Genomic DNA, 19,913 nt, shown 5'->3' with positions numbered 1-19,913 from the left:
TGACATCCGTTCGCTGTCAGCGGAAGTCGCGCGAGCGCGCCTCGATCCGCAGATCCATCCGCTGCACGTGATCGGCCACCACCGTGACCGCGCCCTCGGCGTTCTGCACCCGCCCCCGGATGAGCAGCGCCGGCGCGGTCTGCACGAGCCTGCGGTAGCGCGCCCACAGCCCGACCGAGCAGACCACGTTCACCATGCCGGTCTCGTCCTCCAGATTCAGGAAGGTGACCCCGGCCGCGGTGGCGGGCCGCTGCCGGTGCGTGACCGCACCGCCGACCAGCACCCGGGTGCCGTCGCGCACGCCCAGCAGGTGATCGGCGGGCACCACGCCGAGCGCGTCGAGCCGTTCGCGCAGGAACTCGGTGGGATAGCTGCCGGGCGAGACCCCGGTGGCCCACACATCGGCCGCCGCCAACTCCAGCGCGCTCATCCCGGGCAGCGCGGGCGCGTCCACCGCCGCGCCCATGCCGGGCAGCCGATCGGGCCGCTCCCCCGCCGCCGCGCCCGCCGCCCACAGCGCCGCGCGCCGGGTGCCGCCGAGACTGCCGAGCGCGCCCGCGGTGGCCAGCGCCTCGGCCTGCGGCACGGTCAATTCCACTCGCCCGGTGAGGTTCCGGAACGAGGTGTACGGCCCGAATTCGCGTGCGGCCACGATCTGTTCGGCCAGCTCCGTGCCGATGGTGCGCACCGCGCCCAGCCCGAGCCGCACCTGGGTACCGCCCGCGGCCAGCGTCGCCTCGGCGAGGCTGTGATTGATGTCGGGCCCGTGCACCACCACCCCGTGCCGGCGCGCGTCGGCCACCAGCGACTGCGGCGAATAGAACCCCATGGGCTGCGCGCGCAGCAGCCCCGCGCAGAAAGCCGCCGGATGATGCAGCTTGAACCACGACGAATAGAACACCAGCGAGGCGAAACTCTGCGAATGGCTCTCCGGGAAACCGAAATTCGCGAAGGCGTAGACCTTCTCGTAGATCCGGTCCGCGACCTCGCCGGTGATGCCGTGCAGCTCGCGCATGCCGGTGTAGAACCGCTCGCGCAGCCGCTCCATCTTCTCCGGCGACCGCTTGGACCCCATGGCGCGGCGCAGCTGATCCGCTTCGGCGGCGGTGAAACCGGCGATGTCCACCGCCATCTGCATGAGCTGTTCCTGGAACAGCGGAATACCCAGGGTGCGCTCGAGCGAATTCTCCAGCGCCGCATGGTCGTAGGTGACCTTCTCCCGGCCGTTGCGCCGCCGGATGTAGGGATGCACCGATCCGCCCTGGATCGGCCCCGGCCGGATCAGCGCCACCTCCACCACCAGGTCGTAGAAATTGCGCGGCTTCAGCCGCGGCAGGGTCGCCATCTGCGCCCGCGATTCCACCTGGAACACCCCGACCGAGTCGGCGCGGCACAGCATGTCGTACACGGCGGCCTCGCCGAGGTCGAGCTGATGCAGCTCCACGGTCTCGCCCTTGTGCTCGCGCACCAGGTCGATCATGTAGTGCAGCGCGGACAGCATGCCGAGCCCGAGCAGATCGAATTTCACCAAACCCGCTGCGGCGCAGTCGTCCTTGTCCCATTGCAGAACGCTGCGCCCGGCCATGCGCGCCCATTCGGTGGGGCAGACATCGGCGATGGGGCGATCGCAGATCACCATGCCGCCGGAGTGAATGCCCAAATGCCTGGGCAGTCCTTCCAATTCACCGGCCAGCCCGAGCACGTCCGCCGGAATATCGGTGTGCTCCTCCTTCGCCACCCCGCTCCAGCGGCTCACCTGTTTGCTCCACGCGTCCTGCTGCCCGGGCGAGAATCCCAGCGCGCGTGCGGCATCGCGCACCGCCGACCGCCCGCGATAGGTGATCACGTTGGCCACCTGCGCGGCGTATTCGCGCCCGTACTTGGCGTAGACGTGCTGAATAGCCTCCTCGCGCCGATCGGATTCGATGTCGACGTCGATATCGGGCGGCCCGTCCCGCTCGGGCGCGAGGAACCGTTCGAAGAGCAGTTTGTTGGCGACCGGGTCGACATTGGTGATGCCGATGGCGTAGCAGACGGCCGAGTTCGCCGCCGAACCCCGGCCCTGGCACAGGATGTCGTTGGTGTGGCAGAAGTCCACGATGTCGTGCACCACCAGGAAGTACCCCGGGAACCTCAGCTCGGTGATGACCCGCAGTTCGTGTTCGAGCTGCTCGTACGCCTTCGGATTGCCCGCGCGCGGACCGTACCGCCGGGCCGCGCCGCGCATGGTCAGCTCGCGCAGCCACGAGTTCTCGTCGTGCCCGGGCGGCACGTCGAACGGCGGCAGCTGCGGGGCGATCAGCCGCAGATCGAAGGCGCATTCACGGGCCAGCGCAACGGCATTGGCGACCGCGCGCGGGCACCGGGCGAACAACCGTGTCATCTCGGTGCCCGAGCGCAGGTGCGCGCCGCCGGTGGGCGCGAGCCAGCCCGCCATCTCGTCCAGGCTGGAGCGGGCGCGAATGGCGGCCAGCGCCATGGCCCGGCGCCGGTGCGGCGGGGCGGCGAAATGCGCTCCGGTGGTGGCGAGTACGGGCAGCTCCAGGCGATCGGCGAGGGCGATGAGCCGGGCGTTGCGCTCGTCGTCCTCGGGAATGCCGTGGTGGGTGAGCTCGACGCTGACGTGCTCGCGGCCGAATCTTTCGACCAGTTCCCGCAATTCGGCTTCGGCGGCGGCGTCGCTCTGCTGTAGCGCCTGGCGCACGGTGCCCTTGCGGCAGCCGGTGAGGATGTGCCAGTGCCCGCCCGCGGCTTCGGTGAGCCGGTCCAGGTCGTAGCGCAGGATGCCCTTCGCCCCCGCCGCCATGTGCGCGGTCGCCATTTCCCGGGACAGCCGGCGATAGCCCTCCTGCCCGCGCGCGAGCACCAGCAGGTGCGGTCCGGCCGGATCGGGCGCGCCGGTGCGCGGGGCGGAGTCGCCGCTGTCCTCCTCGGCGCGCCCGCGTCCCCGGCGGGTGCCGCGCGGGGCCAGGTGCGCGCCCGCGCGGGCGGCGGTGCCCAGGGACAGTTCCGCGCCGAAGACCGTCGGCATGCCCCATTCGCGGGCGGCCTCGGCGAAGCGCACCACCCCGTAGAACCCGTCGTGATCGGTGAGCGCGAGCGCCTCGAGGCCCAGGCGCACCGCTTCCTCGACCAGTTCCTCGGGCTGGCTCGCGCCGTCCAGGAAGCTGTAGGCGGAGTGGGTGTGCAGTTCGGCGTAGGGCACGCCCGGTCCGGCGGCACGGGCCAGTGCGCCCGGTTCGTACTTCTCGCGCTTGCGGGACCAGGCCGGGCTGTCGCCGCCGTCGCCCTCGATCTCGCGGGCCGGGGCGGGACGGCCGGAGAGCACGCGTTCGAGTTCCGACCAGGTCGGCGGACCGTTGTGCCAGCCCACGGTCCCTCCTCTGCCTCGATCTTGCTCGAGTGTCGAACATACATTCGATCTTCCGAAGCATTGCAGGAGACCCAACCGAACGGTCTGTAATCACCCGATTCGGCGTGTCCGGACCGGTCCGGAAACTCTCACGACGCCACCCTGGCCACGGAACTTACTTTGGAGTAAGTTCGAGGCAAATCGATTCCCCGAGGGAGCAGCGATGAGCGATACCTCCGCCGCCAACGGCAACGGCTACCTGGCCCGCCGGCGTGCCGGTCGCGATCTGACAGGCAAGCACGTCGTGATCACCGGCGCCTCGTCCGGCATCGGGCGCTCGGCCGCCCTGGCCGTGGCCGAGAAGGGCGCGGTGGTCCTGCTGCTCGCCCGCCGCGAGGACGAACTCGAGGCCGTGGTCGCGGAGATCCGGGCGGCCGGCGGGCAGGCGCACGGGTACCAGTGCGACGTCACCGATCCCGAATCCGCGGACCGCGCGGTCACCCTCCTGCTGGCCGCGCACGGCCACGTGGACATGCTGGTCAACAATGCCGGGCGCTCGATTCGCCGGGCCGTGCACCGCTCCACCGATCGCATGCACGATTTCGAGCGGACCATGGCGGTGAACTACTTCGGCGCGGTGCGCATGACCCTGGCCCTGCTGCCGCAGATGCGCGAGCGCAAGTCCGGTCACATCGTGAACATCTCCAGCGCGGGCGTGCAGGTCGCCTCGCCGCGCTTCGCGGCCTACCTGGCCAGCAAGGCCGCCCTGGACAAGTTCGCCGAGGTGACCGCGATCGAAATGCTCTCGGACAACGTCACTTTCACCACGATCCACATGCCCCTGGTCCGCACCCCCATGATCGCCCCCAGCGGCGATCAGGGCTCCCCCGTCCAGTCCCCGGAATGGGCGGCCGCCCTCATCGTGCGCGCCCTGAGCGAACGCCCCCGCCGGATCGACGTCCCCCTCGGCACCCTGGCCGAGTACGGCCAGATGTTCGCCCCCGGCATCAAGGAACGGGTCCTGCACCGCTACTACCGCTCGATCGGCGACTCCCCCGCCGCCAAGGGCGAGGTGGTGGAGGAACCCGAAACCGAGGACGCGGAAATCGTTGACCCCCAACGCCACCGCCGCACCCCGCCCACCGTGGTCCGGGTGACCGGCACCGCCCTGCGCAAGGCGGCCCGCCTGGTCCCCGGCACCTACTGGTAAACCGCCGCCGAGCAGTCCGGCAGTCGCCGGTCCCGAGCAGCAGCCGTCCCGGCCCGGCGACGGCAATCGCCATCACGGAGACGACGACGGCAAGGTATTCGCGCGCTCACGCGGTGCTCGGTGTACGAAACCTCCGCCGGATCGGCCGCCGTCGGCACTCGGCCGCGACGACTCAGTTCTGGTCCAGGGCCAGGGAGTTCAGCTCGCCGCGGGAGACCACGCCGAGTTTCGGGTACGCCTTGTAGAGGTGGTGACCCACGGTGCGGGGGCTCAGGAACAGTTGGGCGGCTATGTCGCGGTTGCTCAGGCCCTGGGCGGCCAGGCGGACTATCTGGAGCTCCTGGGGAGTGAGGGTGGCGAGCACTCCGGTGGCGGTGCGGGCGGCCGTCCCGACGCCGAGCGCGCCGAGTTCGGTGGTGGCACGGCCGGCCCAGGGAGCGGCGCCGAGCCGCTCGAAAGTCTCCAGGGCAGAGGTCAATTGGGTCCGGGCGTCGACCTTGCGGCGGTTGCGGCGGAGCCATTCCCCGTACAGCAGTTGGGTTCGGGCCTGTTCGAAGGGGCGGCCGCCGAGGTCGAGCGCGGTTCGGTAGTGCTGCGCGGCGGCCGCGTCCGGGCCGGCCAGGGCACGGGCGCGGGCGGCCAGCGCCGCCACCCACGGCTGCCGCGAGACCTCCGCCCACCGGTCCAGGCGGTCGAGAGCGTCGCCCGCGCGGGCCGGATCACCCAGTCGCACGGCGGCTTCGATGAGATCGGGCAGGCAGCGCAGGCCGATCACCATGTGCCGCGCGGGTTCCCGGGTCAGCGATTCGAACCGGGCCAGCGCGCTGTCCACCCGGCCGAGACCGAGCTCGAGCAGGCCGAGGGCCGCGCGCGCCCAGGCCGCACCCGGGGCGTCCGCGCCGCCGAACCGCTCGGCCATCGATTCCTCGGCGGCGGCGCGGCATTCGTCCTCGCGCCCGTCGAGCGCGGCCAAATAGGCGAGCATCGCCGCGTGCTGGCCGACCCAGTGTTCCTGCCCGGTGTCGCGCGCGATGCGGGCGCCTTCGGTGGCGATCACCAGGGCTTCGCGCGGGCGGCCCAGGAACGACTCGGCTTCGGCGCGGAAGAACAGCAGGGTGGGCAGCGGGCCGATCCGCCCCTCCTCGCGGCAGGCCGCGATCAGTTCCCCCGCCAGTTCGGCCACCTGCTCGTCCTGCCCGACCACCAGTCCCACCCCGGACAGCTGCACCAGGTCGCTCACGTCCGCACCGGTGGCGCGGGCCCGTTCGGCCGTGGCGCGCAGGTCGGCGTGAAATCGGCCGTGCACCCCGTCCAGCACGTAGGCGGTGGTGTAGGACAGCGAATCATCCTCGGGTAGTGACAGTTTCGCGAGGCGCTCGGTGACCTCGCGCAGCTCGCCGTCCCCCAGGTACCAGGCGGTGTGCACGGCGACCATGAGCATGCGCGCCGCCGCCAGCGGCTGCGTGTGCGCCGCGTCCGCCGCGGCGACCAGTCGGCGATGGGCGGAAAGCTGTTTGCCCGCACCGAATTCCGCGCGCCCCCGGATGAGGTCCAGCCGGGCCGCCAGCGCCGGATCGGCGGTCTGCGCCGCCGCCCGCCCCGCCAGCCGATCGGCCAGTTCGTAAAGGCCGGTCTCACCGGCTGTTTCGGCGGCCAGCACCAGCCGGTTCACCTTCGCCACCGGATCGGCGCTCAGCGCGGCCGCGCGTTCGTAGGCCGCCACCGCACCGTGATACCCGGTGCGCGCACGCGCGCGATCGGCGGTGGCCGCCAGCTCCCCGGCGATGTCCTCGTCCGGTCCGGTGGCGGCCGAAGCCCGATGCCAGGCCCGCAGATCCGCGTCCTCGGGCCGGTCCAGCGCCGCGGCCAGCGCACCGTGCGCGGCGAGCCGCTGGGCCAGCGGCGCGCCCTGGTAGACGGCCGAACGCAGCAGCGGATGCCGGAAGTCCAGGGTGCGGCCGTCGGTGTAGACCAGGCCGTCCTCCTCGGCGGGCTGCAGGTCGGCGAGCCCCGCACCCAGGCTCGCGGCCGCCCGCAGCAGCGGATCGAGTTCGCTCGACCCGGCCGCGGCGGCCAGCAGCAACAGGGTGCGAGTCGGGGCGGGCAGCCTGCTGACGCGGCCGTGGAAGGCGACCTGCAGACGCTGGCTCAGCGGCAGCGGATTCGGCCCGGCCCCCGCCGATTCGGCGGCCAGCACGGCGGGCAGTTCGCGCAGCGCGAGCGGATTGCCGCCCGCCTCGCTCAGCAGCCGGTAGCGCAGCGCGGGCGGCAGGTCCGGGTCGGCGGCGTCCACCAGGGCGGCCGCCGCGTCCTGCCGCAGCGCTCGCACCTCGAGTTCCGGCAGACCCGGCGCCGGGAAATCCGCGGCGCCCGCACGCGTCGCGAACACCACCGCGATCCCCTCGGCCTCCAGGCGGCGCGCGACGAACAGCAGGGTGTCCGCGGTCGCCCGATCGAGCCAGTGCGCGTCGTCGATCAGGACGAGCAGCGGCCCGTCCGCGGCTTCCTCGGCCAGCAGCGTGAGCACGGCCAGCCCGATGAGCAGCTGGTCACCGGCCTGCTGCTCGCCCAGGCCGAACGCGCCGAGCAGGGCCGCCCGCTGCCGTTCGGGCAGAGTCCGCACCAGTTCCATGCCCGGGCGCAGCAGCAGATGCAGTCCGGCGAACGGCAATTCGGCCTCGGATTCGATGCCCGCGCCGCGCACGCACGTAATACCCTGCGCGGCGGCGTAATCCAGCAGCGCCGTCTTGCCGATGCCGGCCTCGCCGCGCAACACCAGGACCCCGCTGCGACCGGCCCGCGCCGCGTCGAGCAATTCATCGATGCGGAGCTGTTCTGCCTGGCGTCCGTGGAGCATCCGTCCACCGTATCGGGGCAGGTGGCGGCCACCCGAGCAAAGGTCGGACTAATCGGACATTCGCGGTCGCGCCGGAGGGGTCCGCCGACCTAGGTAGTCGACCGCGAAAAGTACCTATGGATGACTGATTCGAGCGACCCCGCCCCCGCCATACCTTTGTTCCAGAGCGCGACACAGCGCAGAGACAACAAGGGAGACAGCAATGAACGACCTGGTCAGCCGCTACCTGGAGATCTGGAACACCACCGACGCCGCCGCCCGCGCGGCCGCCATCGACGGACTGTTCACCGAGCAGGTGCGCTACGTCGATCCGCTCATGGACGTCACCGGCCACGGCGCCCTGGACGCCGGCATCGCCGCCGTGCAGGCCCAGTTCCCCGGCATGGTGTTCCGCCTGGCGGGCCCGGTGGACGGCCACCACGAGCAGGTGCGCTTCACCTGGGAGCTGGGCCCGGCCGACGGTCCCGCCCTGGTCGTCGGCTTCGACGTCGCCACGCTCGAGCACGGCCGCATCAACGGCGTCTACGGCTTCCTGGACAAGGTCCCCGCCGCCGTCTAGTTCGCCCCCTCGCACGACGAAAACCCGCATCGAGAAAGAAGTTCCATCATGACCACCGCCGTCACCCCCACCTACCTGTCCACCCTGCTCGCCCGCGGCGACAAGCTGCTGCGCACCTCGCTCCGGCTGGACGCCGTGGTCACCGGCGCGAACGGCCTGGCCTACCTCGCCCTGGCGGTACCGCTGGAATCGCTGCTCGGCCTGGATCGTTCGCACAGCCTCGCCATCGGCGCGTTCCTCACCCTGTTCGGCCTGGCGGTCGCGGCGACCAGCGCGACCCGGTCGATCAATATGACCGCCGCCCGCACGGTCATGGCGCTGAACGCGGTCTGGGTCGTTGTCAGCCTCGCCACCGCGATCGAGGGCACCCTGGATCTCAACGTCGCGGGGACCGTCTGGACCCTCATGCAGGCCGTGACGGTCGGCGCCTTCGCCGCCCTGCAGTACCTGGGTCTGCGCAAAGCCCGGTGACCCCGGGTTGCGGACAGCGCCGGAGGCGCACCCGGCGCGGTGACCCGAAAATCCGTGCACACCGGCGAAAACATATACACGCCAACGACGATGGTCCCGGCCGAGCGGCCGGGACCATCGTCGTGCTGTCCGCCCGGCCCGCTAGGTCTGGCTCAGAAAGTTGGCGATATAGGTGCTCGCCATCTCCGGCAACCCGTTGTTCTGCCGCTCCGTCGCGGTGATCACGTCGTAATGCCGGTATCCCGGAATGAGTTTGGCGTTGGCCGGGAGCAGCCCGGCGTAGCCCGCGTTCTGCAGTGGCGAATCACCCGCGAGGAGGGTCAGATTGCGCACCCCGGCCGGGGTGCTCTGCCAGCGATCACCGTGCAGCAGGAAGCTCAGGATGCCGCCGTCGCGATTCTGCAGCTGCTTCAGTTCACCGTCGCGGCCCAGGCCCAAGGCGAAGACGGTGTCGGTGATGATCCGCAGCGGGGTGTACTGCTCGAAGAAGTCCGTCGGCTGCCAGCCCGGATTCATCGCGTGCGCGAACTCCCGGATATCGGTGACCTCGTGGTCACGATCGGTGAAGTTGCCGCGTGCCGGGTCGATGCCGTCGATGGTCGCGAACGGCACCTGATCGTAGTTCTTCCAGCCGCACAGCCGGTTGCGATCGGCCGGGGTGTAGTTCTGGCCGTAACCGACGCGCATCGGGATGACGAACAGGGTCGGGCCCAGAATCGGCACGGACGCAAGGCCGTTGGGCACCGGATAGGTCTTGCCCGCGGTCTGGCAGTCGTAGAAGCCGAGCCCGGCCTGCATGACGTATTCGGCGGAGTTCTGATCGAACATCATGCCCAGCATCGAGGTGTTGGTGAGCTGGTAGTCGCGCGGCAGGTTCTGGCCGGTGAACAGATCCAGGTAATCCCTACCGTACATCAGGCGCATCCACGGTTCGGTCCGCAGATCCGCGGGGACCAGCGACTTCAGATCACTGACCGCGTCCGGCTGCTGATCGGCGGCCATGGCGGCCAGCTGGTAGGCGTTCATCAGCTCACTGGCCGCGACCACCGGCAGCTGCGCCACGCTCAGGCCGTTCTTCAGCAGGAAGTCGACACCGTTCTCGAGCACCCCGCCCACCGCGGACATCAGCATGTCCAGTGGCGGAACGCCTTCGAAGCCCGCCGGATCGGTCATGGCGAAACCGTCCACCGGCACCGCGCCGCCCGCGCACAGGCTGTAGCCCGCGTCGTCGACGGTGGCCGGATTCCGGTCGAAATCCCAGGCCAGCATGGGCCCGACGAGGAACGCGCCGAGCGAGTGCCCGCCGCACGAGCTCTTGCGCCGATCGGCCGCGTCCGGCAGCAGATGCTCGATGACCACCCGCCAGTCGTCCATGGTCAGCGCCAGGCCGTACTCGCCGAGGTAGTTCAGATCCTGCGGTGTCTGATAGCGGTAGGTCTTCCCGTCCACCGGCTTGCCGCCGAAGTAGTAGTCCGCCGCGACGCGGTAGTCCCCCGCCCGCTGCGCGGCCGCCCAGCCGGTGTGGTCCTCGGCGCAGTTGGAGCGCCGGTCCAGCGCGATGTACTCGACGAACTTCCCGTTCGCGGCGGCCTTGCGAACCACCTGCGGCGCCTGCGGATTCAGGTTCGCCGCACCGGAGAAGGTGCCGGGCTGCATGGACAGCACCGCGTCCGCATCGCTCGTCTTCTCCGGTCCCTTCGTGGACCGGTACCGCACGAAGGAGATCCAGTCGCACGCCTCGGGATGAGCCATGGTCGAGTACGGACTCGGATAGTGCAGTCGCACATAGGTCGCCTCGACATCGTCGCCGAGCCCTGGATCACCGGTGATGGTGGTGACCGTGGAATCGTCCGCACCGCCGAGCGCCACGGGCTGGGCCGCGGAGATCGGCACGGTCAATCCGGTGACGACCAGTAATGCGCTGACGGCCAAGGGAATTCCCATGGACAGCCCGAGCCTGATCCGCCTGGTGAGCGACATCGCCCCCCGCTTTCGGTTCGCAGTGATGGTGGGTTCGCCTGTCATCGCAGGCCCTTCACGAATTCGGCCAGGGTCTGCGCGCTGGCGTCGGGCTTGCCGTCGTTCTGCACGCGGGCCGCGCCGATGGTGTCCACGTGGCTGTAACCCGGCAGGGTGACCACCTGCGCCGTGGGCGGCGGCGGGACCACCACGCCGGCGCCCTGCTGCACGAAACCGTCACCGGCGTAGGCGATGTACATGGGCTTGGTGCGCGCCATGTTGGCGTACCGCAGGTTGGTCATGTCGCCGCCGCGCGCGCCGCCGTAGCCCGCGCCGATATCGAGGAAGATCCGGGACGGGAAGTAGGTCTCCCAGTACGCGTAGGGTCCTCCGGTGCCGAGTTGCCGCGCCGCGTCGCGGATATCGGAGGACTCGTGGTTCGGGGCGGTGTACGGCACCCCGCGCACGTCGTCGTAGTTCCGCCAGGTGTAGAGCGCGGTCCGATCGGTCGGCCGCACCCGCGTCTGCGGGCCGGCGACGGCGCGCAGGAAGCCGCCCATGAGCGGAATCTGGGTGACCGAACCAGGAATCGGGAAGACCTTCTCGGTCACCGGCCCGCCGTCCAGCGCGCCGACACCCTGGTGGAACATGGCGAAGTTGCCCGAGTTGTTGTCGATGAACAGACCGAGCAGGGCCTCGTTGGTGAATCGGAAGTCGCGAATGTTCCCCGAACCGTCCGCGCCGTTGGTGGCGAAGCCCGCCACCGATCCGGAGAACATGTAGTCGAGGCTGAGCTCGAGATCCAGATCGCGCGGAAGATGCGCCAGCAGTTGGCTTTCGGACTTCGGATCCAGGTGCGCGGCCAGCCCGGCCAGGCGGTAGATCATGAAGGTGCGCGCGCCGATGACCGGCACCGAGGTCAGCGAACGCGGCAGCACCCCGACGTTGGCAACGGCCTTCACCACGTCATTGACCGGTCCGACAATGGCATCGGTGACGTCGCTGAAGAACGGGGTGTTCTGGATGGCCACCGGATCGGAGGTGATCATCGTGTCCTGCGCGGCGAAGGCGGCGCACTGGTTGTAACCCGCGTCGGCGGTGGTCGCCGGATTGCCGTCGAAATCCCAGTCCGAGAAGAATCCGGTGACGAGGCCGCCCAGGGAGATTCCGGTGCACACGTACTTCTGCCGGCGCACAGCCTGATCCGGGATCTCGAACAGCATCATCTCGTACTGGTCGCGAATGATGCGTTCCATGCCCATGGCATCGAGCACCGCGAGATCGTGTGATTCCTTGAACCCGCCGAAGACCTGACCGTCGATCGGCTTGCGATTGAAGTAGTAGTCGACCGCGTCGAGATAGTTGCCGGTGCGCAGCGCGTAGTCGAAGCCGAAGGTCTCGTCGAGGCAGGCGCTGCGCCGCGCCAGCGCCCAGAACTCGACGTGCTGTCCCAGTGCGCGCGCGGCGGCGACGGTATTGGCCGCGACGCTGTCGTTGTTGACCGCGCCGCCGATGGCGCCGGGCTGCTGGACGATCACGTTGTCGGCGTCCCCGGAATCGGCGGGCCCGTCCGCCGAGCGGTAGCGCAGGTACCCGGCGCGATCGCAGGCCGCCGGGTGCGGCGCGGCGTTCGCGGGCAGCGGCAGCGCGTAACTGACCTGGGAGACGACCACCCCGTCACGCGTCTCGAGCACGCGTTCCTGGCGGTCGACGGCACCGCTGACCGGGATCGGCTCCTGCGCGGTGGCGACGAACGCGGGCGACACCGCGCTCACCACCGCCGCGGTGACGGCCAGCGCGGCCGCGCGCCGCGCGTTCCCCCGGGCCGGACGACCCCGGCGGGTACTGACAACCGATGCCACGATCGGCCTCCTTCGCATGTGTCCCAGATGGAACGACAAGGCACGGTGCAACCGCTGACCTCGACGTCCGGCCCAGCACACCACCCGCGTTACCCAGGTCACCATTGGCAGATGCGAGAAATTTTCGATTGGCAGCAGTGCAAGTGCTCAACCGTCTGAGACATGACCTGGTCAGGCCACCGACAAGCATCGGTGAGGCCCCGCCGCATACCGGTCCACCGCCGCTCCGGGGCGGCGACCGGTGCGTTCAGGCGATCCGGCGGACCTCGTCCACCACCGGGCCGGTCACCGGCTTCGGCCCGGCGCCGCAACTGGCCTGCCGTGGAGCGTAGGAGACGGTGCGGGTGGTGACCAGCCAGGCGCGGCCGTCACGGTGTGTGACCGTGGCCGCGCCCGCGAAAGTGGCTGGGTCACCCGAGAATTCGCCCCCCTCCGGAGCCGGGCTCACCCGCAGTTGAGCAGCCACGCTCGCGGCGAGTTCGGCCGACCGCGCACCGAGATCGAGCCGCGGCGCGTCGTCGCCGGGCAGCAGCGCCGCATCGACATCGGCGGCGGACGCCGACGCGTCGTCCGCGAGGCGTTGTAGCACAGCCACTTCCGCCGCCTGCTCCACCGGGGAGTAGCAACTGCGCCCGCGCAACCCGGGCAGCGAGATCTCACCTCGATCGGCGGCCGCGAGCATCGCGGCGGCCGAATCCCCTTCCAGGCGACCGTAGGTCAGCCCGGTGGGCAGCAGCACCACCGCGGGGGCGAAGCGATGTCCGCCGGTGTGCGAGCACTCCCAGATCCGGCCGGGGTGAGCCGCGGCGAGGCCGGCGGCGATGGGGCGGCCGAGGCGCGCGCAGCACAGGTCGCGCTTGCCGTGGGAGCAGACCAGCACGAGCGGATCCGTCACGGCCGCGCCGATTCCCGGCGGCGGGCCGTTCACCAGGCCCAGGTCCAGATCGAAGAGCTGCTTCAGATCGGTGATCTCGAACCGCTCGCACCAGGAACCCTCGGGGCGGGAGCTCGCGAGCAGAACCGTTCGCACACCGGCGAATTCATGGCGACCCGGCCGCCGGATGAGAGTCGGTCGCACCCGCGCGGCTTTGGTGCGCGCGGCGAGTTCGGCGGTGATCTCCGTACCGAGTACCTCGTCGCCGATGACATCGCGGCCCCACGCGCCGGGCTGTTCGACGCACAGCCAGCCGGTGACGCGGGTGGCCGTGCCGGGCAGCGGCACCTCCAGGGCAGCGGTCGAACAGGGCAGACCCTCGAACCGGTTCGGCGAACTCGCGGGCGGGCGCGATAGGTCCCCGGGTGAACTCACAGCGGCTGCCCGGCGGCGAGCTTGCGGATGAGTTGTTCGAGCCTGCGTGCGCGGGTCTCCGGGCGCACCGCGCTGCCCAGGTGATAGCCGACGGTGACGCGGGCCTGGGCGGGCAGGGTGTCGAAGAAGGCCGCCGCCTCCGGGTTGGCGTCGAGGGCGGCTTGGAAATCCTGCGGCAGGTCGCCCTCACGGCCGTACGCGGTGTCCCAGCGTCCGTCCGCCCTGGCGCGGTCGATCTCGGCCTGCCCGGCGGGGTGCATGAGCCCCTGCTCGATCAGTTCGCCGGCGATCCCCACATTGCGCTGCGACCACGGGCTGCGCCGGCGGCGCGGGGTGAAACCGCGCAGATGGAAGTCCGTGTCGTCCGCGCGCCGGGCCTGCCCGTCGATCCAGCCGAAGCACAGGGCTTGCCGCAACGCGCCGTCGTAGTCGAGGGAGAGGTGCCCCGTCCCCTTCTTCGCGAATTTCACCCAGATGCCGTCGACCGCGGCGTGGTTGGCCGCCAGCCACTCCCGGAACGACCGCTCATCGGGAAAGAACAGCGTAGGACGCTCGAGTGCGGACACCGGTTCACTGTAGATACCGGCCGGGGCGGTCCGTCGAGTACCCGACGGTATGGGAACGGTGGAAGGGGCCGCGCTCAGTGCCCGAGGAACGGCAGCACGGCCGACTCGAACTCCGCGTACCGATCGCGATGGATGCTGTGCCCGCAGGACAGCGCCCGCACCGTGAAATCGGGCACCGCCGCGCGCATGAGCTCGAGCTTCGCGAGATCCACCATGCCGCCCGGCCCGCCCCGCAGGAACAGGGTGGGCGCGCTGATCCCCGCCAGCCCCTCCCACCATTCCGGATAGGGCTTGCGGAACTGTTCCAGCGCCGTGCCCGTCATGGACCGATCGAAGGCGAGCACCGCGCGCGGATGCCGGATCGCGCTGCTGGTGGCATGCCACAGCTCCGGAATCGACGGCAGTCGCCGCGTGAAGGTCACCTGCTCGTCACCCGACCGCAGCGGCAGCGGCTGTTCCTCGATCACCAAGCGCCGCACCAGCTCCGGGCGTTCCATGGCGACCCAGGACACCGCGTAGCCGCCGAGCGAATGGCCGACCAGATCGACCCGCTCCACCCCGAGCCGCTCCACCAGCCGCAGCACGTCCGCACCGAACTCCGGGAACAGATACGAGCCCGCGTGCGCGCTCCGCCCGTGCCCGCGCAGATCCGGAATGATCACGCGCCGCCCACGGCGCACCAGCTGCCCGGCGAACCTGTCCCAGGTGTGCCCGTCCCCACCCATCCCGTGCACCAGCACGACCGGCGCGGAGCCGGTGTTTCCCGCGGCCCCCGAATCCCGATAGGCGATCGACACGTCACCCGCCATGACCCTGCTGATCGTCTCCACGAGAAACCAGCGTACGGACCACTCCCGGACGCCCGCCGCCGGTTGTGGCAAGTACCACCTGGTCCCGGCGGTACCGATGCCGGACCGAGGCGGCGGCCACTCGTCCGGGGCGCTGTCACCGGGCAGCCGGGTGTTCGAGGGGACTCGCTCAGGGCGTCAACACGAGACGGCCGCGCAGACCGCGCGCGCCGAGCCGATCGTGCGCCTCGGCGGCTCGTTCCAGGGGCAGCGTCCCGGCCACCCGCAGGGTGAGGCGCGCGGCGGCCAACCCCGCCAGCGCGGGACCGTCGGCGCTGATCCACTGCCGGTGAACGGTGATGCCGCGCAAGGGAATAGGAGGGTCCCCACCCATCACGGTGACGAAAGCACCGCGGGTGCGGACCGCCGCCATGGCGCGGATCCCACCGCCGGAGGTGTCCAGGGCCGCGTCGACGCCGCCGGGCACGAGCCCCCGTACCCGTTCCGCCAGATCGGGGGTCGCGCGGTCGATGAACCACTCCGCGCCCAGCCCGCGCACGAACGGCTCGTCCGCCGCGCCGGCGTACGCGGCCACGCGCAGACCGCGGCGCACCGCCAGCTCGACGGCGAAGCCGCCGACAGCGCCCGCCGCGCCGGTCACGAGCAGCGTGCCGCCGGGTGCGAGGCCGAGCAGGTCCAGAGACTGCAGGGCGGTCAGCCCGTTCAGCGGCAGGGTGGCCGCGGCGACGGCCGGAACGCCGGCCGGCGCGGACGCCACCGCAGTCGCGTCCAGGGCGATGTAGTCGGCGTACGCGCCCGCCGCGGCATCGAGCAGATCGCGCAGCCCGATCACGCGCTCGCCCACCGCGAACCCGCGCGTCCCCGGGCCGAGCCGCTCGACCACACCGGCCACGTCCCAGCCGATGCCGGTGATCGCCCGGGGCGCCATCAGTCCCGCCGCCGCCAGCGCGCCCGACCGGGTCGCCACGTCGACCGGATTGACGGTGGCCGCTTCCACCCTGATCAGGACCTGTCCGGGACCGGGCTCCGGAATCGCCGCCTCGATGAGCTCGAGGACATCGGCGTCCCCGTAGCCGCGGGCGATCACCGCGCGCATCACCTTGTTCGTCGTCATGTGCACCAGTTTCAGAGTGCTACTCTCCGAAAGGAAGTGGGCACTTTCGGGTGCGTAGGGAACCGTGAGGAGCGCCTGTGCCGACCCGCACCGCCGCGCAGCAGCGCGCTGACGCCGGCGTCGCCTACGACGCCTATCTGGCCGAATGCCCGGCCCGCCACCTGCTGGACCGGATCGCGGACAAATGGGTGAGCCTGGCGATCACCGCGCTGGCCGACGGCCCGCAGCGCTACGGCGAGCTGCGCCGCCGCCTGGCCAGCGTCAGCCAGAAGATGCTCACCCAGACCCTGCGCAACCTCGAACGCGACGGCCTGGTCACGCGCACGGTGACCCCCTCGGTCCCGGTCCGCGTCGACTATGAACTGACCGACCTCGGCCGCTCACTGCTACCGGTGATGCACGCGATCAAGTCCTGGGCCGAACTACACATGGACGAGGTCCACACCGCCCGCACCCGGTACGACACCGATCGGCCCTGATCGCCGCGGCATCGCATCCGGCCGCGCCGCGATCGTGCCGCGCGCCGACCCGGACCCACGCCGGACAGGTCGCCGCACGCTCACGCGCCCGGTCGCCGCGGGCTGGTACGCCGGCGACGACCTGTGAGATTCGGTGTACGACACCCCGCTGCGGCCGGCACCCGGCGCCCGCCGCTTCGATCCTTCCCCGGTGTGGCCGGCCTGGATCGGGCAGCTGCCCACGCTGGGACGCGGCGGTCACCGGCTTCGATCGCGCGCTGCCCCGGGCCGATATCTCTCCTGAGTTTCTCTCGCGCACAATCTCTTTCGCGGCCGCGGCACGCCGCCCGGACACCGCGCCGGAGTCACTCGTACAGCCCTTCCACGTGCCAGACCCCGTCGTAGCCGAGCAGGAGCAGAGCCCGCTTGTCCTCGTCGAGCAGGACCTGGGCGCGGGCCGCGGGCGGGTGGTCGGGGTGGTGGACCCACCAGCGGTCGTCCAGGGGCCACGGCCCGGCCCAGCCGGTGAGGGACCAGGTGCGGCTGCCCCAGTGCAGGACGGCGGGATCGGCGGTGAACAGGCCGCGGTCGGTCACCCAGACGGGGGCGCCGTCCGCGGACTCCAGGCGGATCTCGGGGCGGGTCGCCCAGACCACGGTGGGCGCGGGTTCGGGCAGGCGGCCGGGCCAGGGTTGCGCCGGATCGGCGGCGGGGACGGGTTCGTCACCCAGGTTGACCATGGTGATGCGCTCGCCGGGGCCGCGACCACCGCTGAGCACGCCCATGCGGACGGCGTCCCCGCCGAGCAGACCCTGCACGCGGATCAGGGCGCGGCGCGCGCGCTCCTCGTCCTCGCCGACCCCGCCCCACAGCCCGAGCTGCAACGCTCCGGCGGCGACCACCTCGATGGGCTCCAGGCGCAACAGCACGATCGGATCGGGCGTCTCGTCCCAGATCTCGGCGTCGTCGATCGGGAACGCCGTCGATCCGGCGGCCGATGCCGGCGCTGTTCCCTCGGCAGGCAACGACACCCGGCCGTTGCTCGAGGAGAGCGCCGGCCGTTTCCGCGAAGACGGCCGGCCCGGAGCCGAGGACGCTGCCGCCGCGTTCTGCGCGGCCGCCCGCTCCGCGCGCAGCCGCCGCGCGCGATCCAGGGTGCGGCGGGTGAGCCAGCCGTCCAGCTGCCAGCGCACACGGTCGGCGGTGCTGTCCGGGGTGAGGGGTTCGGCGCAGCGCCAGATGCGGGAAAGCTGTTCGCCGGACTCGGTTTCCGCGTAGATGGACAGGCGGGTGCAGGCCGAGGACGCGGCGGCGAGCGCCTCGTGCAGACGGGTCGCGAGCAGGCGGCCGGCGAAGGCGGCGGCGTCGATCCGTTCGATAGGCGGCTCACAGCGGTAGTCCACGGTCAGGTCGGGCGCGGGGGTCTGGGCCGACGGCGGGCGCTCGGGTTCCGCACGCGCACAACGATGTGCCGTGATGGCATCGCGGCCGAAGCGCGAGGACACCTCCACGGGCGTGAGAGCGGCGAAATCACCGATCCTGCGTAAACCCAAGCGGTGCAGCAGATCCACCAGCTCGGCGCGTTCGGGCGCGGCCAGCGCGGGTTCCACCGACAGCTCCGAGACCGGCAGCGGCGCAAGGAATTCCGCACCCCCGCCCACGGGCACGATCACACCCCGGCGCGCGGCCAGCACCGCCGTGGACAGCTCGTCGGCGATGCCGATCTGACATTCCGCCCCGGCCGCCGCCACCGCGTCCACGAGCCGCTCGGCCGCCGCCTCCTCCGAACCGAAGAACCGTGCCGCACCGCGCGCAGCCAGAATCAGCAGCCCCGGCCGCAGCACCTCCACGCCCGGCACCGTCGCGTCCACGGCCGCCACCACCGTCTCGAACAGCCGCGCGTCCCGATCCGGATCATCCTGTGCCACCAGCAGATCCGGGCAGCGACCCTGCGCCTCGCGCCGGCGCAGCCCGCGCCGGATCCCCTCGGACCGCGCCACCGCCGAGCACGCGACGACCCGGTTCGCGGCGAACACCGCCACCGCCCGCGTCACCGGCGCACCGGCTTCGGCCGCCGCGGCGACCGCGGGCCAGTCCTGGCACCACACCGCCAGGACTCGCGACCGCCGCGCCGTCACGGCCGGCGCCGCTCGGGCGGGGCGTATCCGGTGATACGAAAAGCCGCGCACCGCAGCACGATCGGGACCGACCGGTCCGACCGTGCCGTGTCGAGGCCGCTATACCGCGGCACGACCCACGCCACCGTCAGGAAACGGCATGCCGGACCACGCTCGGGGTCGCGGCGTCCGGCGCGCCGGATGCCGTATCGCTCACCGGATTCGTATCCACCCACTCCACGCGCCCGTTGCTCGGGCACAGGGCCAGATACCCCTGCCGGGCCCGGTCCGAACGCCCGTGCACCGAGACGTTCAGCCGCACCGTGCGCAGTCGCCCGCACCCGCGCCCCAGCCCGCCGTAGCCGGCGACGTGGGTGTCGATGCGCAGCGCCGGACCCGCCCACGATCCGCCCGTCACCACCAGCGTGGACCCCTTGCTCCGCGCCCGCGCGGCGAGCACCCGGGTGCGCGAGATGGGCACCGACGCCCCGTTCAGCCCGAGAACCACCAAATCGAGGCCATCCAGCAAAACAGAAGCAACCTCCAGCGGGTCGGATCCGGGATCGGTGACGACGGCCAAACGGTCCAGTCGCGCACCCATTTCGGCCGCCGCCAGCAAGCCGAGCCGCGGCAACCCGACCACCGCGGCATGGCCGCCGGACCCGGTGACCGCGGCCAGCAAACCCGAAAGCAGCGAACTCGCGCCCGTATAGGCGACCACCGAACCCTTGGCCAAACCGCCTTCGGGCAAAAGACTTTCGAGCGCGGACGGCACCGGCAGCGCTTCCCGCCGCACCTGTTCGGCCAGCCGCCGCGCACCTTCGCCCCCGCCGCCCGCGGGCGCCGCCACCGGCGTCGCCACCGCCGCGACCAGCCGCCCGTTCCCGGCGGGCGCCGAAAAACCCACCGCCAACTGTGACGATTCACCCCGCACCGGCATCCGCGCCGCCGCACCCGCACCGCGCGCCGGAATGGCCGCCATCCGTCGCCGCAGCTCCGCCAGCTGCGCCTGCTTCGCGTCCTCCGCCGAATCCATCTAACGACCACCTCTCCCAACGATGGGGGACCCATAACTCCCGGGAGCTCGCACGAAACCGCGCTCCCGAACCACCACGGGTCCGAGCCGGATAGTCAGCACCGATTCAGCAACCAAGAATACTCGAACATACGTTCTATTCATGCACAGTAGAACTCGAGCCCCGACGCGCGTCAAGAGGACAGTGGCGCAAACCTCGAGCGCGAGGGTGCCGCAAACCACGAGTTTCGAACC

14 protein-coding genes are annotated in these 19,913 nt (G+C 71.3%); 4 read left to right on the top strand and 10 right to left on the bottom strand.

All coding sequences use genetic code 11. The annotated features are described in order from the left end of the window. Positions 1-16: 16 nt before the first annotated feature. The gene (locus ABZ319_RS24430; protein ID WP_354988792.1) at positions 17-3,373 is read right to left on the bottom strand and encodes an error-prone DNA polymerase; all 3,357 of its coding nucleotides are present in this window, start codon (positions 3,371-3,373) and stop codon (positions 17-19) included. A 202-nt stretch (positions 3,374-3,575) separates the two neighbouring features. Between ABZ319_RS24430 and ABZ319_RS24425 the strand changes: the two genes are divergently transcribed. Further along, the gene (locus ABZ319_RS24425; RefSeq protein ID WP_354988791.1) at positions 3,576-4,562 is read left to right on the top strand and encodes an SDR family NAD(P)-dependent oxidoreductase; all 987 of its coding nucleotides are present in this window, start codon (positions 3,576-3,578) and stop codon (positions 4,560-4,562) included. A gap of 172 nt (positions 4,563-4,734) precedes the next feature. Here ABZ319_RS24425 and ABZ319_RS24420 read toward each other — a convergent pair whose 3' ends face one another. Next, positions 4,735-7,419, bottom strand: coding sequence for a LuxR family transcriptional regulator (locus tag ABZ319_RS24420; protein ID WP_354988790.1), 2,685 nt, complete (start codon positions 7,417-7,419; stop codon positions 4,735-4,737). Positions 7,420-7,621: 202 nt separating this feature from the next. On the opposite strand from ABZ319_RS24420, the gene ABZ319_RS24415 reads away from it, so the two are divergent. Both ABZ319_RS24415 and ABZ319_RS24410 read left to right on the top strand, forming a co-directional pair. Next, positions 7,622-7,978 carry a nuclear transport factor 2 family protein gene (locus tag ABZ319_RS24415; RefSeq protein ID WP_354988789.1) on the top strand — a complete coding sequence of 119 codons (357 nt, stop codon included), beginning with the start codon at positions 7,622-7,624 and terminating at the stop codon, positions 7,976-7,978. 48 nt (positions 7,979-8,026) lie between these two features. Continuing rightward, on the top strand, positions 8,027-8,449 hold the full coding sequence (locus ABZ319_RS24410; protein ID WP_354988788.1) for a hypothetical protein: 423 nt from the start codon (positions 8,027-8,029) through the stop codon (positions 8,447-8,449). Positions 8,450-8,590: 141 nt separating this feature from the next. On the opposite strand, the gene ABZ319_RS24405 is transcribed toward ABZ319_RS24410, so the two are convergent. From ABZ319_RS24405 to ABZ319_RS24380, 6 genes are all read right to left on the bottom strand, one after another. After that, a complete protein-coding gene (locus ABZ319_RS24405) occupies positions 8,591-10,429 on the bottom strand; it encodes a hypothetical protein (protein ID WP_354988787.1) in 1,839 nt (612 codons plus the stop codon). Between the two features lie 41 nt (positions 10,430-10,470). Continuing rightward, entirely contained in the window at positions 10,471-12,270 is a 1,800-nt protein-coding gene (locus tag ABZ319_RS24400; RefSeq protein WP_354988786.1) for a hypothetical protein, read from the bottom strand. Between the two features lie 247 nt (positions 12,271-12,517). Next, positions 12,518-13,579 carry a sucrase ferredoxin gene (locus ABZ319_RS24395; RefSeq protein WP_354988785.1) on the bottom strand — a complete coding sequence of 354 codons (1,062 nt, stop codon included), beginning with the start codon at positions 13,577-13,579 and terminating at the stop codon, positions 12,518-12,520. Continuing rightward, the gene (locus tag ABZ319_RS24390) at positions 13,576-14,145 is read right to left on the bottom strand and encodes a YdeI/OmpD-associated family protein (protein WP_354988784.1); all 570 of its coding nucleotides are present in this window, start codon (positions 14,143-14,145) and stop codon (positions 13,576-13,578) included. Before ABZ319_RS24390 ends, ABZ319_RS24395 begins: the two co-directional genes overlap by 4 nt. Positions 14,146-14,219: 74 nt before the next feature. Continuing rightward, a complete protein-coding gene (locus ABZ319_RS24385; RefSeq protein ID WP_354988804.1) occupies positions 14,220-14,954 on the bottom strand; it encodes an alpha/beta hydrolase in 735 nt (244 codons plus the stop codon). A 169-nt stretch (positions 14,955-15,123) separates the two neighbouring features. Further along, positions 15,124-16,068, bottom strand: a complete 945-nt coding sequence (locus tag ABZ319_RS24380; RefSeq protein WP_354988783.1) for a zinc-binding dehydrogenase — start codon at positions 16,066-16,068, stop codon at positions 15,124-15,126. 77 nt (positions 16,069-16,145) lie between these two features. Here ABZ319_RS24380 and ABZ319_RS24375 point away from each other — a divergent pair, with 77 nt between their 5' ends. After that, a complete protein-coding gene (locus ABZ319_RS24375; protein ID WP_354988782.1) occupies positions 16,146-16,547 on the top strand; it encodes a helix-turn-helix domain-containing protein in 402 nt (133 codons plus the stop codon). 344 nt (positions 16,548-16,891) lie between these two features. Here the strand turns inward: ABZ319_RS24375 and ABZ319_RS24370 are convergent, their stop codons facing one another. Both ABZ319_RS24370 and ABZ319_RS24365 read right to left on the bottom strand, forming a co-directional pair. Beyond that, positions 16,892-18,664 (bottom strand): DNA polymerase Y family protein, encoded by a 1,773-nt coding sequence (locus tag ABZ319_RS24370; RefSeq protein WP_354988781.1) that lies wholly within the window; start codon positions 18,662-18,664, stop codon positions 16,892-16,894. Between the two features lie 127 nt (positions 18,665-18,791). After that, positions 18,792-19,679 carry a hypothetical protein gene (locus tag ABZ319_RS24365; protein ID WP_354988780.1) on the bottom strand — a complete coding sequence of 296 codons (888 nt, stop codon included), beginning with the start codon at positions 19,677-19,679 and terminating at the stop codon, positions 18,792-18,794. Between the last annotated feature and the right edge of the window lie 234 nt (positions 19,680-19,913).

Source organism: Nocardia sp. NPDC005978 (assembly GCF_040614455.1).
Classification (GTDB): domain Bacteria; phylum Actinomycetota; class Actinomycetes; order Mycobacteriales; family Mycobacteriaceae; genus Nocardia.
Note: the sequence above shows the minus strand (reverse complement) of the source record. Positions and strands in the feature narration are given on the sequence as shown.